General features: G+C 65.9%; 15 protein-coding genes. 7 read left to right on the plus strand and 8 right to left on the minus strand.

Translation table 11 applies throughout. The features are described 5' to 3' along the window. Positions 1 to 56: 56 nt before the first annotated feature. From ACFSGJ_RS11880 to ACFSGJ_RS11890, 3 genes are all read right to left on the minus strand, one after another. The gene (locus ACFSGJ_RS11880; RefSeq protein WP_390261875.1) at positions 57 to 485 is read right to left on the minus strand and encodes a MarR family winged helix-turn-helix transcriptional regulator; all 429 of its coding nucleotides are present in this window, start codon (positions 483 to 485) and stop codon (positions 57 to 59) included. Positions 486 to 534: 49 nt separating this feature from the next. Then, positions 535 to 1,503 carry a glucokinase gene (locus ACFSGJ_RS11885; protein ID WP_390261878.1) on the minus strand — a complete coding sequence of 323 codons (969 nt, stop codon included), beginning with the start codon at positions 1,501 to 1,503 and terminating at the stop codon, positions 535 to 537. Between the two features lie 219 nt (positions 1,504 to 1,722). After that, positions 1,723 to 2,283, minus strand: a complete 561-nt coding sequence (locus tag ACFSGJ_RS11890) for a type 1 glutamine amidotransferase domain-containing protein (protein ID WP_390261881.1) — start codon at positions 2,281 to 2,283, stop codon at positions 1,723 to 1,725. A 169-nt stretch (positions 2,284 to 2,452) separates the two neighbouring features. Between ACFSGJ_RS11890 and ACFSGJ_RS11895 the strand changes: the two genes are divergently transcribed. Beyond that, entirely contained in the window at positions 2,453 to 3,487 is a 1,035-nt protein-coding gene (locus ACFSGJ_RS11895) for an Atu2307/SP_0267 family LLM class monooxygenase (protein WP_390261883.1), read from the plus strand. A 52-nt stretch (positions 3,488 to 3,539) separates the two neighbouring features. Here ACFSGJ_RS11895 and ACFSGJ_RS11900 read toward each other — a convergent pair whose 3' ends face one another. Genes ACFSGJ_RS11900 through ACFSGJ_RS11910 form a run of 3 tightly spaced genes read right to left on the minus strand, consistent with a single transcriptional unit; the run spans position 3,540 to position 5,754 of the window. Beyond that, positions 3,540 to 4,508 (minus strand): methyltetrahydrofolate cobalamin methyltransferase, encoded by a 969-nt coding sequence (locus ACFSGJ_RS11900; protein WP_390261885.1) that lies wholly within the window; start codon positions 4,506 to 4,508, stop codon positions 3,540 to 3,542. Between the two features lie 2 nt (positions 4,509 to 4,510). After that, complete coding sequence (locus tag ACFSGJ_RS11905) at positions 4,511 to 5,431, minus strand: methylenetetrahydrofolate reductase (protein ID WP_390261888.1); 921 nt, start codon at positions 5,429 to 5,431, stop codon at positions 4,511 to 4,513. A gap of 26 nt (positions 5,432 to 5,457) precedes the next feature. Further along, positions 5,458 to 5,754, minus strand: a complete 297-nt coding sequence (locus ACFSGJ_RS11910) for a virulence factor (RefSeq protein ID WP_390261891.1) — start codon at positions 5,752 to 5,754, stop codon at positions 5,458 to 5,460. Positions 5,755 to 6,011: 257 nt separating this feature from the next. On the opposite strand from ACFSGJ_RS11910, the gene ACFSGJ_RS11915 reads away from it, so the two are divergent. Further along, positions 6,012 to 7,124: a Ppx/GppA phosphatase family protein gene (locus tag ACFSGJ_RS11915; protein ID WP_390261894.1), complete on the plus strand. Its 1,113-nt coding sequence runs from the start codon at positions 6,012 to 6,014 to the stop codon at positions 7,122 to 7,124. Beyond that, a complete protein-coding gene (locus ACFSGJ_RS11920; RefSeq protein WP_390261896.1) occupies positions 7,125 to 7,901 on the plus strand; it encodes an RlmE family RNA methyltransferase in 777 nt (258 codons plus the stop codon). It begins immediately after the preceding gene. Between the two features lie 95 nt (positions 7,902 to 7,996). Here the strand turns inward: ACFSGJ_RS11920 and mepK are convergent, their stop codons facing one another. Continuing rightward, a complete protein-coding gene (gene mepK, locus ACFSGJ_RS11925; RefSeq protein ID WP_390261899.1) occupies positions 7,997 to 8,566 on the minus strand; it encodes a peptidoglycan L,D-endopeptidase MepK in 570 nt (189 codons plus the stop codon). A gap of 326 nt (positions 8,567 to 8,892) precedes the next feature. Between mepK and ACFSGJ_RS11930 the strand changes: the two genes are divergently transcribed. Genes ACFSGJ_RS11930 through ACFSGJ_RS11945 form a run of 4 tightly spaced genes read left to right on the plus strand, consistent with a single transcriptional unit; the run spans position 8,893 to position 13,118 of the window. Then, a complete protein-coding gene (locus ACFSGJ_RS11930) occupies positions 8,893 to 10,491 on the plus strand; it encodes a L,D-transpeptidase family protein (protein WP_390261901.1) in 1,599 nt (532 codons plus the stop codon). A 29-nt stretch (positions 10,492 to 10,520) separates the two neighbouring features. After that, positions 10,521 to 11,615 (plus strand): UDP-3-O-(3-hydroxymyristoyl)glucosamine N-acyltransferase, encoded by a 1,095-nt coding sequence (gene lpxD / locus ACFSGJ_RS11935; protein WP_390261904.1) that lies wholly within the window; start codon positions 10,521 to 10,523, stop codon positions 11,613 to 11,615. 31 nt (positions 11,616 to 11,646) lie between these two features. Then, a complete protein-coding gene (locus ACFSGJ_RS11940; protein WP_390261907.1) occupies positions 11,647 to 11,913 on the plus strand; it encodes an acyl carrier protein in 267 nt (88 codons plus the stop codon). Further along, entirely contained in the window at positions 11,910 to 13,118 is a 1,209-nt protein-coding gene (locus ACFSGJ_RS11945; RefSeq protein WP_390261909.1) for a beta-ketoacyl-[acyl-carrier-protein] synthase family protein, read from the plus strand. The genes ACFSGJ_RS11940 and ACFSGJ_RS11945 overlap by 4 nt, the downstream gene beginning before the upstream one ends. A gap of 46 nt (positions 13,119 to 13,164) precedes the next feature. Here the strand turns inward: ACFSGJ_RS11945 and ACFSGJ_RS11950 are convergent, their stop codons facing one another. After that, positions 13,165 to 13,797: an invasion associated locus B family protein gene (locus tag ACFSGJ_RS11950; protein ID WP_390262382.1), complete on the minus strand. Its 633-nt coding sequence runs from the start codon at positions 13,795 to 13,797 to the stop codon at positions 13,165 to 13,167. Positions 13,798 to 13,821 lie beyond the last annotated feature (24 nt).

Raw genomic sequence — 13,821 nt, forward strand, 5'->3', positions numbered from 1 at the left:
TGTCGTGCTGGGTCGTGAATGTCGTGGCAGTCATATTGATACGAAACTCGGAATATTCAAGTTTCGTATTTGTGAATCTTCTCCATCATCGCCACAAGCGATGTTCTTTCCTGCGGCGTGAGACGGTCGAGCATGGCGCGGAACATGGCCGTATAGGCCTCGGTCTGCGCCGCGACAAAGGCCGCGCCCGCATCGCTGAGCCGGAGCGCGACCGCGCGGCGATCTTCCGCCGGGCGCAGGCGCAGCAGCAGGCCACGCTTGGCCAGCCGGTCGGTCGCCGAGGAAATGGTCGTCATCGGCATGGCAAAATGCCGGGCAAGTTCCGTGGGTCCACAATCGGGGTTGGCCGCCACATGATGCAGGATCTGCCGGTCGATCTCGGCAAGGGGCTTGCCCGCACCTGCGGCAGCGAGCTTGAACCGCCGGGCGAAACCGTCGAGCGCCGCTGCAAGCCGTATCGCCTGATCATCCGGAGACGTTTTCATGATCCGAGATTAGCCCGACCGCGGCCTCAAGACCAGCGCGATGAAGCGCTCAGTCCCTGATCCGCGAAAGATGTGCGGCACAGCCCTGAAGCGCTGCATAATCATCCTCGACCAGCCAGACGGGGAAGGCGCGCAGAAAATCGGAAAACCGCCCCTTGTCGTGGAACGCGGCCTCAAATCCGAAGGCGTCGAACCAGGGAGCAAGCGCGCGCGCCACCCCGCCGATCAGGTAGATGCCGCCAAAGGGCAGGTGGATCAGCGCAAGATCCCCCATCACCCGGCCGAGAAGCCCCGTAAAGATGCGGCCCGTTTCCTTGGCCAGGGGTTCACCCGCACCAATGGCCGTCATCACATCCGCAGGGGAAAGTCCGTGCTGCCCGCTGTGCCAGGCATGAAGACCGGCCAGCCCGCGCCCCGACAGGACATCCTCGACGGCGGCGAATTCATGCTCTTCCTCGATATGGCGGGCCAGCCGCAACTCTTCTGCCGAACGCGCGGGCAGCGTCACATGCCCGCATTCCGACGGCGCAACGATCCGCCCGCCCGGGGCGTCGTGCACGGGGGCGGCGTTGAACCCGGTGCCGAGGCCTACGACAAGCCGCGCGGCGCCGTCCGGGGCGGGTTGGCCCGGAAGCACCGCCCGCAGGTTTTCGGCGGCGATACGACCGAGCGCATGACCCTGCGCCTGCAGATCGTTGAGCAGGGACACCCGGTTCGCGCCCGTCGCCGCAGCAAGCCCGTCCTCACTGATTTCCCAGTCGAGGTTTGTCATCCGTCCCACGCCATCGCGCACGGGACCGGCCAGCGCGACACAGGCGCCGCCGCAGCGGTCCATCCCCATATCCGACAGGAACTGGCGCAGAACCGTTTCCAGATCGGCGTGGTCGGCGTTGCGATAGCGGCGGATCGTCTCGATCTGCAGCGCGTCACCATGGGCAAGGGCGACGCGGGTATTCGTTCCGCCGATATCGGCGACCACAGAGAGGGAAGCGGCGTCGAGGGAGGCGGCGTCGGTCATGGGGCGCTCCGGCACTGGGACCGGCGCGCGCCGGCGTGACTGCCCTTGCTGATAGGCGCAGGCGGCGGATGCTGCAAGTGTTAAGCCGCGCGGCGGCGGCCTTGGGCGAATGGTCAGGCTCGGCAAGCGCTTGCGGGACAGGCGGGCCACCCGTCGGCGCGGGAAGACCCGCATGAAAAAGGGGCGCCACCCGGGCGCCCCAACCGTCACTACCGGCGCTCAGGCCGCGCGACGCTCGTGCCGGCCCTCCCCGATCTCCTCCACGACCTTTGCGCAGAAGGCGGGCAGATCGTCGGGTTTGCGGCTGGTCACGAGGCCCTGGTCGGTGACGACCTCGCTGTCTTCCCATTTGCCCCCGGCATTCACCACGTCGGTCTTGATCGAGTGGTAGGACGTCACCTTGCGCCCCTCGATGATTCCGGCCTCGACCAGGAGCCAAGGCGCGTGGCAGATGGCGCCGATGACCTTCTTGTCGGCCCAGAACGCCTTGATGAAGTCGATTGCGGCAGGCTCTGCCCGCAGGATGTCCGGGTTGATCTGCCCGCCCGGCAGCACCAACGCGTCGTAATCGTCCGCGCTGACATCCGAGAGGACGCGATCGACCGGGACAGTCCGGCCCCAGTCCTTCAGGTCCCAGCCCTTGATCTCGCCGGACTCGAGCGAAATCACATGTACCTCTGCGCCGGCTTCACGCAGCTTGTCCCGGGGGACTTCCAGTTCCGATTGTTCAAACCCGTTGGTCGCAAGGATCGCGACGCGCTTTCCACCGATATCGGCCATGATAGCCTCCATTCTCTGGTTTCGTTCGCGGCCTCAACCCGTGCCCCAGGGCGATGTTCCGTGCGCTGGTTCACAGACGCTTGCGCATCCTGATCCCCTTGCGGTGGCTCGACAGCACGCTTTCCGATGCCTAGGTCTGTGCGTGAACCGCGAAAAGGCAGGGGGCGTCATGGAATTCGGGCTTTATACTTTCGGCGATGTCGGGACCGACCCCGCCACGGGGGCAAAGGTCGATGCGGCCCTGCGCCTGCGCCAACTGGTCGAGGAGATCACCTTCGCCGACGAGGCGGGACTGGATGTCTTTGGCCTTGGGGAACATCACCGGCCGGATTATGCGGTCTCGGCCCCTGCGGTTGCCCTTGCGGCGGCGGCGCTTCAGACCCGCCGCATCCGTCTGTCTAGTGCGGTGAGCGTTCTGAGCTCCGACGACCCGATCCGCGTCTGGCAGCAATTCGCGACGCTCGACAACCTGACCGGCGGGCGGGCCGAGATCATGGCGGGGCGGGGCTCGTTCATCGAGTCCTTCCCGCTCTTCGGTCACGCGCTCGACGACTACGATACGCTTTTCGCCGAAAAGCTCGCCATGCTGCTGCAACTGAACGAGGCAGAGCATCTGACATGGCCGGGCGGCCAGCATACCCCCGCGGTGGACGGGCGCGGCGTCTATCCGCGGCCCGTCAACGGGACGCTGCCGGTCTGGATCGCGGTCGGCGGCACGCCCCAGTCGGTGGCACGGGCGGGCGCGCTCGGCCTGCCGATGGCGCTGGCGATCATCGGTGGGGAGCCGGCACGCTTTGCGCCGCTCTTCGATCTGTACCGGCAGGCGGCCGACCGGGCCGGGCAGGATGCAGCGCAGCTGCGGACCTCGATCAACGTGCATGGCTTCGTGGGTGAGACGAGCCAGCAGGCCGACGAGATCTTTTATGCCCCCCAGGCGGCCGTGATGGACCGGATCGGGCGGGAACGCGGCTGGTCACCGACCAGCCCCGCCCATTATCAGGCGGCGCGCAGCCCCCGGGGCGCGATCTTTGCCGGCAGTCCGGCCGAGGTCACGGACAAGATCCTTGCCGCGCATGAAAAGATGCGGTTCGACCGGTTCCTGATCCAGATGGCGATCGGAGTCTATGACCACAAACACCTGCTGCGGAGTATCGAGCTTTTTGCGACCAAGGTCGCGCCAGAGGTTCGCAAGGCGATCGGCTAGGCACCAGGCAGGCGAGCGGGCGGGGGCGGGTTTCGTTGACGCCCCCGGCCCCTTAACCCCGGCGGCGACGCCCCTCGCGGCCCGACCGGCCTCCCGCGCGGCTCGCGCCCACTTCGGCGCTCGCCTCGGCAAAGCCCTTGCCCTCTTTCACCGCGTCGAGCACGCGGGAGAACCTGATCCACTCGCCGCCATTCGCGTCGTTGTTCATCAGAAGGTTCGCAGCCCGGATCGCCTCCATCTCGACGGCGCGCACGGGGTTCATGATCGCGCTGGTCATGCCAGCCCCGATCGCCATCGGCAAAAAGGCCGCGTTCACGCCATGCCGGTTGGGCAGACCGAACGAGATGTTCGAGGCGCCGCAGGTCGTGTTCACCCCCAACTCCTCGCGCAGGCGGCGGACCAGTGCAAAGACCTGCTGGCCCGCGCTCGCCATCGCGCCCACCGGCATCACCAGCGGATCGACCACGATGTCATGCGCGGGAATGCCAAAATCGGCGGCGCGTTCCACGATCTTTTTTGCGACGGAGAACCGCACATCCGGATCTTCCGAGATGCCGGTGTCGTCGTTCGAGATCGCGACGACCGGCACGTTGTACTTCTTGACCAGCGGCAGGATCGCCTCCAGCCGTTCTTCCTCGCCGGTGACAGAGTTCAGAAGCGGCCGCCCCTCGCAGATCGCAAGCCCGGCCTCCAGCGCCCCCGGCACCGAACTGTCGATGCAAAGCGGCACATCCACCAGCCCCTGCACCAGCTCGATCATGCGGCGCATCAGCGGCGGCTCGGTCTCGTTCGGGTTGGGGTTGGAGTTGTAGACCACGCCCGCGTTCACATCGAGCACCATCGCCCCGCAGGCGACCTGTTCCAGCGCGTCGCGTTCAACGGTGGAAAAATCGCCGGCCTCCAGCTCGGCCGCGAGCTTTTTGCGACCCGTGGGGTTGATCCGTTCCCCGATCACGCAGAACGGTTCGTCAAAGCCGATGACGACAGTTTTCGTTTTTGATTCCAATACAGTGCGCGTCATCGTCAATCCTTTTCATGAAGTGCGGGGGCGACATCGCTGCCGCCATGTTCGATGATCCAGTCCGCCGTGGCCCCGATGCCGCCCAACGGAAAGAAATGTGCGGCCTCGATGCCGAAGCCGGGATGTGCCTGCTTGTGGGCCGCAAGCCCGTTCAGGAACTCGGTCGGCTCGAACGGCAACAGAAGCTTGGTCACGTCCCTTGCGCGTTTCTGCAGCACGGAAAGCGAGGGGCCGACGCCGCAGGCAATCGCGAATTTCAACAGGGTCTGCAGCTTGGCCGGGCCCGCCACGCCGATATGGATCGGCAGGCGGATGCCCTCGGCAGCCAGCCGGTCAGCCCAGGCGATGACGGGCTGCGCCTCGAAACAGAACTGGGTCGCAATGGCCATGCGGGCGTCGCTGCGGTCTGCAAAGGCCTGCTTCCACCGCAATGCCTCGGCCACCATCCGGTCCGATCCGTCCGGGTCGATGTCGCGATTGCCCTCGGGGTGGCCCGCCACATGAAGCCGCTCGAACCCGTCGAAGAGCCCGGTTTCCATCAACTGCATCGACGAATGAAACTCACCCGCCGGGCTCGGCACACCCCCTGCCAGAAGCAACGCGCCGCGCACATCGGCCTCGCCGCGATAGCGCGCGATCCAGTCGGCCAGCGCCGCCCGGTCGGGGATGATCCGGGCCGGGAAATGGGGCATCGGGTCATATCCCTCGCGGCGCAGGCGCGCGGCCGTCGCCACCATTTCTTCGATCGGGGTACCGTCCAGATGCGCGATGTAGACGCGCGTTCCCGCCGGCAAAAGCTTGCGGAAATCCTCGACCTTGGCGGCGGTGCGCGGCATCACCTCGATGGAATAGCCCTTCAGGAAATCCCGAAGGGGGGCAGAGTCCGCGACCGCCTCTGCGCGCCGGAAACCGAATAGCGCCATCATGCCTCCCCAGATGCGGGCGGGCGTCATGCCCGGCCGTCGTTGTCGATCAGGGCGCGCAACCGCGCCGTGTCATATTCGGCCTCCAGCCGGTCGGCGATGGCACGGGCGACCGCCATGTCCTCGCCCTCCTGCTCCGGCTGCGGCTCTTTGCGCCATTCGGCCAGATAGGCGTCGCTGTCGCGCGCCCCGGTCTTCATCGCGCAACGGTCGATGGCCTGCTCGAACCGTTCCGACAACTGGACCTTGGCCGCGCGCCGGCCAGCGCCCACGATGACCTGCGCCGGGATATCGCGCCAGAAAACGATGGTGACTGCGGGCATGGCGTGATTCCTCTGTTTCTTCCTGAATAGGGGCAGGCCCCTGCGACGGAGGGCGGGATTTCGACACAAGGCGAGGCACAAGCGACCTTGGGCACCATAGTCGGACCCGGCACGCCGGCCCATCCCCGCCGGGGCGCCGCGCCGTGAAAACTTTGCAACTTGATTATGAACGGCTTTGTGAACGGCTCGCCGACAATGCTTGCGTCAGGGCAATGCGCCAGCTAGGCTTGGGATAACTTTGAATGGAGGGCGACACGATGACGCCCAGGCGTCCCCGGGGTGCGGGCGCGTTCCCGAAACCGGTAGAGCCTTCCGCCACCCCCAAACCCGACCCGGCAGAGCTTTACGCCGCGCTGGACCTCGGGACGAACAGCTGCCGCATGTTGATTGCCCAGCCAAAGGGCAGCCAGTTTCACGTCGTCGACAGCTTTTCCAAGACCGTCCACCTGGGCGCGGGCCTCGAGGCGACCGGCCGGCTTTCGCGTGCCTCGATGTCGCGAACGATCCAGGCGTTGCGGATCTGCCAGCGCAAGATCGAGCAGCATGACGTGCGCCGGATGCGGCTGGTCGCGACCGAAGCCTGTCGCCGTGCGCGGAATGCACGCGACTTCATCCGCCATGTGCAGCGGGAAACCGGCCTGCCGCTGGAAATCATCCAGCCCGAGGAGGAGGCGCGCCTTGCCGTCGTATCCTGCGCGCCGCTGGTTTCGACCCGGACGGAACAGTTGCTGGTGGTCGATATCGGCGGCGGCTCGACCGAGCTAGTGTGGATCGACCTTTCGTCGGTTCCCCGGCACGACCGTCCGCGCGCGATCATGCGGCTTCACGCCGGGTTCCACCCGCCCGAAAGCCCCTTTCCGGCCGCAAAGGTGGTGGACTGGATCAGCGTGCCGCTTGGTGTCGCCACCCTCAAGGATCAGTTCCAAGACGTCGAGGATGACGCCGCGCGCTTTGCCCTCATGAGCTGGTTCTTCGAGGAAAACCTCGCGAATTTCTCGCCCTACAGTCATCAGCAGCCGCGCGAGGGGTTCCAGATCATCGGGACCTCGGGCACGGTCACGACGGTCGCGGCCTCATTCCTGAACCTCAAGCGTTATGACCGCAACAAGGTCGACGGGCTCCGGATGACGAGCGATCAGATCGACAAGGTGATCCGCGAATACCTGCTGCTGGGCCCCGAAGGGCGCCGCAGCGACCCTCGCATCGGCTGGGACAGGCATACCCTTATCATGTCGGGGGCGGCGATATTGCAGGCCCTGATGCGGATCTGGCCCACCGACCGGCTCTCGGTGGCCGACCGGGGCTTGCGCGAGGGGCTGCTTTACGCGCAGATGTGCGCCGATGGCGTGCTTGAGGACGGACCTTTCTGAATGACCAAAAGCGGTGGAAAATCTGGCGGAACGGGGAATACCTCGGGCCGCGGACAGCGGGACTTGCGCGTGCGGGTCAAGACGGCGCGCGGGCGCAAGCTTTCGTCCACGCGCTGGCTCGAACGGCAGTTGAACGACCCCTATGTCCAGCGCGCGCGGCGTGAAGGGTATCGGGGCCGTGCGGCGTTCAAGATCCTCGAACTCGACGACCGGTTCGGGTTTCTCGTGCCCGGCGCGCGGGTGGTCGATCTGGGCTGTGCGCCCGGCGGCTGGTGCCAGGTGGCCGTCACCAGGGTCAACGCGTTGGGCGAAAAGGGCGGCAAGAAGGTGGGCCGCGTGCTGGGCGTCGACCTGCAAGAGGTCGAGCCGATTGCCGGGGCCGAGGTGCATCAGCTCGACTTCCTTTCCGATGGTGCAGATGAGCAGGTGAAGGAATGGCTGGGCGGCAAGGCGGATGTGGTGATGTCCGACATGGCCGCCGCGTCGAGCGGCCACAAGCAGACCGATCACCTGCGGATCGTGGCGCTATGCGAGGCTGCAGCGGAATTCGCCTTCGACGTGCTGGAGGAGGGCGGGACATTCGTCGCGAAGGTGCTGGCGGGCGGTGCGGAAAACAGCCTTCAGGCGATCCTGAAGCAGAATTTCCAGAAGGTCGCGAATGTGAAACCGCCCGCGAGCCGGTCCGACAGTTCGGAAAAGTTCGTCGTCGCGACCGGGTTCCGGGGCCGCCGCAATACCGGCGCTGACGACGAGACGGGCGCTGACGATCAGGAATGAAAAAGCCCCGCCGGGAAGGCGGGGCAGGCGGTGCGTTGCCGCACAAAGATCAGGCCGAAGGCCTTTATTGAAACCGGTTGGGGCTCGGGCGCCCCTCAGGCACCCCAGGTGCGGATCGGGCCGCAATCCATATGCACGAAGTTCGAGCGGGAATAGCGCCCCACGCCGCCCGCATTGCAGGCCGCCGCTGCACGGTACATCTGCGCGACACTGCGTGAGCGGAGCCGCAGGTCCGCAGCCTTTGCCTGCATGTGAAGCGAGTTCTGGGCGACGCCGCTCGACTGAGAGCGCAACATCGCGTTCGTCTGCGGCGACCGGTAGCCCGACAGCATCATGTAGGGTTCGTTCACATCGAGCATCCGATGCGCCGCGGCCATGATGTCGATGGCCCGCGGATCGTAGGAACGGGCGGCATTGGATCGCCAGTCGCGCATGAAATGGCTGATCTCGTTCATCGCCTCGGGGATATAGTTCCCGTCGATCCAGTAGATCGTGTCGATGCTCTCGCCCGTCCGGCCCGAATACATCCGGATCCGGCGAAAATCGCCCGCACTGCGCAAAAGCCCGAAGGCGTGCGAATATGTTGGTGCCGCTGCGACGGTCGTTGCCGCAAAAATACCAAGAAGGGCGCGCCGTGTGAGGCCCTTGTCCGTCGTCTCTGTCATGCCTGAACGCCTGTCCCGTAGTTCCTGCCCTGTTTCAGGGCCTTTTGGTTATCGCGTTGAGAGGGTTTATGACACAAACCGTCATTTTCCCAAAGACGGAACTGGATCGGTTCCGCCGCGCCCCGGACCATCGGCAAAATCTTGCCTAAACTTTACGCGGCGGGTGTGGTATTCCTGCCGGGGCGCGGAAAGGCCGCAGTCGGCAGGCGGGGTCAGCAAAAAGGCCACGCTCTGGCAGTCTTCTGAAAGCTCTGGCAGAATTGTGAATGGACGTATCAGCCCCCGCCGCCGGATGATGGGGCAGAAAAAGAATGAGGGGCAAGAGCATGTCAGGCACAATCCGGGTGCGCCCGTGGATCGCGGCGCTTTGCGTGGGAACGGCCATGGTCGCCGCAGCGCCCCTGGCGGCGCTTGAACCGACGCCATCCTACCGGGCCGCGCTGGCAGAGGCGGTGGGCGATTCTCCGGCGCTGCGGGCGTTTTATGAGGCGCGCAATCACGCCCCTCTCTGGACGGCACCGGACGCGGCAGAGCTTCGGCGCGCCTTTCTCGCGGCGCTGGCACAGGCGCCGGCACATGGGCTGCCCGCGAGCCGCTATGATCTGGCCGGGATAAACGCGGCGCTTGCCGCCATGCAGTCGGACCGCGATCTCGGCGCGCTCGAAGTGCGGATGAGCAGGGCCTATCTGCAATGGGCGCGCGACATCTCCTCGGGCGTCCTGACGCCATCGGACATAGACAGCGGCATCGTGCGCGAGATCAGGCGCCCCGATCCGCAGGCGCTCTTGCAGGGGTTGGAGCGTGATCCGCTCACCTTCCTTCGCAGCCTCGCGCCGCAATCTACTGAATATTCGGCACTTCTGCATGAAAAGCTTCGACTGGAACATCATGTTATGGGGCACGGCTGGGGGGCGCCCGTACCGCAGGACGCGACGCTGCGCCCCGGCGACAGTGGCGGCGCAGTCATCGCGCTGCGGGACCGTCTGATGGCGATGGGCTATCTGCCGCGCAGCGCGTCGCCGATCTATGACGCTGCGCTGACCGACGCGGTGATCGCCTTTCAGGCCGCCCATGGGCTGGCCGAGGATGGGGTCGCCGGCCCCGCCACCCTGTCGCAGGTCAACCAAAGCCCGGAGGAACGCCTTCAGTCGGTCATCGTCGCGATGGAGCGGGAACGCTGGCTGGGTGACCGCGGCGCGCGCCATGTCTGGGTCAACATTGCCGACTTTACCACGCAGATCGTCGAGAACGGGCGCGTCACCTTTTCAACGCGGTCGGTGGTCGGGCGTGATGTGGCGGTCCAGCGGACGCCCGAATTTTCCGACACGATGACCTATATGGTGATCAACCCGAGCTGGAGCATCCCGCGCTCGATCATCGGGCGGGAATATCTGCCGGCGCTGCAGGCAAACCCCCATTCGGTCGCGCATCTGCAGGTCGTGGATTCGCAGGGGCGCGTGGTGCCCCGTGATGCCGTCGACTGGCGGCAATTCACCCCCCGCAATTTTCCGTTCCACATGCGGCAGGCTCCGGGGCCGGAAAACGCCCTGGGCAGCGTAAAGTTCATGTTTCCGAACAAGTACGCGATCTATCTGCATGATACACCACAGAAAAGCCTGTTCGGGCGTGACCTGCGGGCATTTTCCAACGGCTGCATTCGTCTGGCCGACCCCCACGCCTTTGCCTTCGCGCTTCTTGAGGGGCAAGAGGCCGACCCGCAGGGGTTTTTCCAGCGTATCCTGTCCACCGGGCGCGAAACGAACGTGACGCTCCAGCGTCCCATCACCATCCATCTCGATTATCGGACCGCGTTTGCCAATCCGCGGGGCGAGGTTGTCTATCGCCGCGATGTCTATGGCCGCGACGCCCGCATCTTTGAGGCGCTGACCGGGGCTGGGGTGGTCTTGGGCGGGGTTCAGGGTTAAGTCTGGCCCATCCTGACAGGGAGGGCCTGATGCAACGCAGCTTTACCATCGCCGAAATCGCCCGCGCGCTTGACGCCCGGAGCGAGGGGGACGCAAGCATCGAGATCCTGCGCGCGGCCGAACCTGCGGCCGCGGGGCGCGGGGCGCTCGCGCTGGCAATGGACCCGAAATACGCCGCCGACATGGCCCAGGGGACCGAGGCCGCCATCCTCTGGGACGGGGCCGACTGGCATGCGATGGGGCTGCGCGCCGCGATCTTCGTCCCGCGCCCGCGTTATGCCATGTCAGGGCTGACGCGGCTCATGGACCCGGGTCCCGCCATCGCTCCGGGCATCCACCCCATGGCCATCGTCGATCCCACCGCAGAGATCGGCGAGGGCGCCGCCATCGGCCCCTTTGTCACCATCGGTCCCGGCGCGGTGATCGGCCCCCGCGCCCGCATCGCCAGCCATACGAGCGTGGCCGAAGGTGCGGTGATCGGCGCGGATCTTCTGCTGATGCAGGGCGTCCGGATCGGGGCGAGGGTGCGGATCGGCGACCGTTTCATCGCGCAGCCCGGCGCGGCGATCGGCGGCGACGGCTTTTCGTTCGTCACGCCGGAAAAATCGGGGGTCGAGGAGATCCGGGCGACGCTGGGCGCCCGCGCCGCCGCACAGGCGCAAAGCTGGACCCGCATTCACAGCCTCGGCTCGGTCCGGATCGGCGACGATGTGGAGGTTGGTGCGAACGCCACCATCGACCGGGGCACGATCCGCGACACCGAGGTCGGGTCGGGGACCAAGATCGACAGCCTCGTGCAGATCGGCCATAACACCCGGATCGGCGAAAACTGCCTGCTCTGCGGGCTTGTGGGCGTCGCGGGGTCCGCCCGGATCGGCAATCGCGTGGTGTTGGGCGGGCAGGTGGGCGTCAGCGACAACATCTTCATCGGCGATGACGTGATCGCGGGTGGGGCCACCAAGATATTCACCAACGCGCCGGCGGGGCGGGTTCTTCTGGGTTCTCCGGCGGTGAAGATGGAAACGCAGATCGAGATCAACAAGGCCGTCCGCCGGCTGCCACGGCTTTTCTCGCAGGTGGCCGAGTTGCAGAAAGCGGTTTTCAAGCGCGGCGACGCCGACTAAACCGGACAGGCACACGGGGCAGGAGAGCAGCATGACGCAGAGCGTACAGGACCGGGTCATCGCGATCATCGCGGAACAGGCGGTGCTGGACCCGGCGGATGTCAGGATGGAGTCGACGCTGGAGGATCTGGGCATCGACAGCCTCGGCCTGGTCGAGAGCATCTTTGCCATCGAGGAAGCCTTTGACATCAGCGTCCCGTTCAACGCGAACGAGCCCAGCCAGAGCGATTTCGACATTTCTTCGGTGGCAGCCATCGTGCGCGCCGTCGAGGGGCTGCTGGAGGATCAGAAGAAGTGAGGCGTGTCGTCATCACCGGCGCGGGAACGATCAACGCGCTGGCCCATGACGTGCCCGGAACGCTCGCCGCGTTCCGCGAGGGGCGTTCCGGCATCACCGAGCTGAATTTCCGCGATGTGGAACGGCTTCAGGTGCGGATCGGCGCGCAGGTCCACGACTGGGACCCCGAGGTTCACTTCAACCGCCAGCAGATTGCGCTTTACGACAAGTTCACGCAATTCGTCCTCCTGTCCGCGAAAGAGGCCGTCGCCCAGTCGGGGCTGAGCTTTGACGATCCGCTGTCGTTCGAGAGCGGCGTGATCCTGGGTACGGCGGGGGGCGGGGTCAACACCTGGGACGAGAATTACCGCACGGTCTATGAGGAAGGGAAGAACCGCGTTCACCCCTTCGTCGTGCCAAAGCTGATGAACAACGCGGCCGCCAGCCATATCAGCATGGAATTCAACCTCAAGGGCCCGAGCTTTACGGTCGCCACTGCCTGCGCCTCGTCGAACCACGCAATGGGGCAGGCGTTCCACATGATCCGGGGCGGGATGTGCAAGGCGATGCTGACCGGCGGGTCCGAGGCGATGCTCTGTTTCGGCGGGGTCAAGGCGTGGGAAGGGCTGCGCGTCATGTCGCGGGATGCCTGCCGGCCGTTCAGCGCGAACCGCAACGGAATGGTGCAGGGCGAGGGCGCGGCGATCTTCGTCTTTGAGGAATATGAACATGCCCGCGCCCGGGGCGCCGAGATCCTTGCCGAAGTGGTGGGGTTCGCCATGACGGCAGATGCGGGCGATATCGTGATGCCCTCGGCCCAGGGTGCGGAACGGGCGATTACCGGCGCCCTCGCCGATGCGCGCATGAACCCCGAGGAGGTCGGCTATATCAACGCCCATGGCACCGGCACGGCCGCCAACGACAAGACCGAGTGCGCCGCAGTGGCCCATGCGTTTGGCCACCATGCCGATGCGTTGATGATCTCTTCGACCAAGTCGATGCACGGGCATCTGATCGGGGGCACGGGCGCGGTCGAACTGCTCGCCTGTATCATGGCGCTGCGGGACGGGGTGATCGCCCCAACCATCGGGTATGAGGAACCGGACCCGGAATGTGCGCTCGACGTGGTGCCGAATACCGCGCGGGACGCCAAGGTGACGGCTGTGCTGTCGAACGCCTTTGCCTTTGGCGGGCTGAACGCGGTGCTGGCCCTGCGCCGCATATGAAAACGCCGCCCGTCATGGGCGGCGCTGGATCCGGGTCACGCCCTGATCATTCTTCCGGCAGTTCGTCGTTATGCGCGGCCACGGCGTCATAGCCGGCGGTGAACCCCTGCAACGAGATATCGAGCGCCACCTGCTGGTCGGGCGCCACCACGGGAACGATGGTCATGGTCGCGCGGTTGCCCCGCTTGAATGCATCGACCTCGGCCTGGGTAAAGCCCACGCGGGCCACGCAACCGGCCATGCTGCACCAGGTGAACGGATAGCGTTTCGCGGTCGCACCATCGACCTGAAGGGTGATCTGTTGGGTAAGCAGCGTTTCCAGCGGCGTCACGATCGTTGCCCCGGCGGCGGCCTGCTGACCGTCGGGCAGGGAAAAGAGGCTGATCTCTGCCACCGAGTTCCCTTCGGCATCGTCGAGCAGCTGATAGAGCTGGCAGGGGTCCTGACCTTCCGGGGCGCGGATGCAGCGCATTTCCCAGTCGCCGAAGGTTTCGGCCACATAGGCATCGCCGATCTCATCCCCGCCGATTTCCTCGCCCAGCGACAGATCGCCCGGAACGGGGGCGGGGGCGGCCGGAGCCTCGGTCGTTTCGGCCGGGGTGGCGGGTTCGGCCGGCGCGTCCTGCGCGGCGAGCGGCAGGGCCATCGCGCAGAGAATCGCTGCGGCCAGTCCGCTGATCTTCCTCACTTGGGCGGTGTCGTT

Source organism: Halodurantibacterium flavum, from assembly GCF_042681825.1.
Taxonomy (GTDB): Bacteria; Pseudomonadota; Alphaproteobacteria; order Rhodobacterales; family Rhodobacteraceae; genus Halodurantibacterium; species Halodurantibacterium flavum.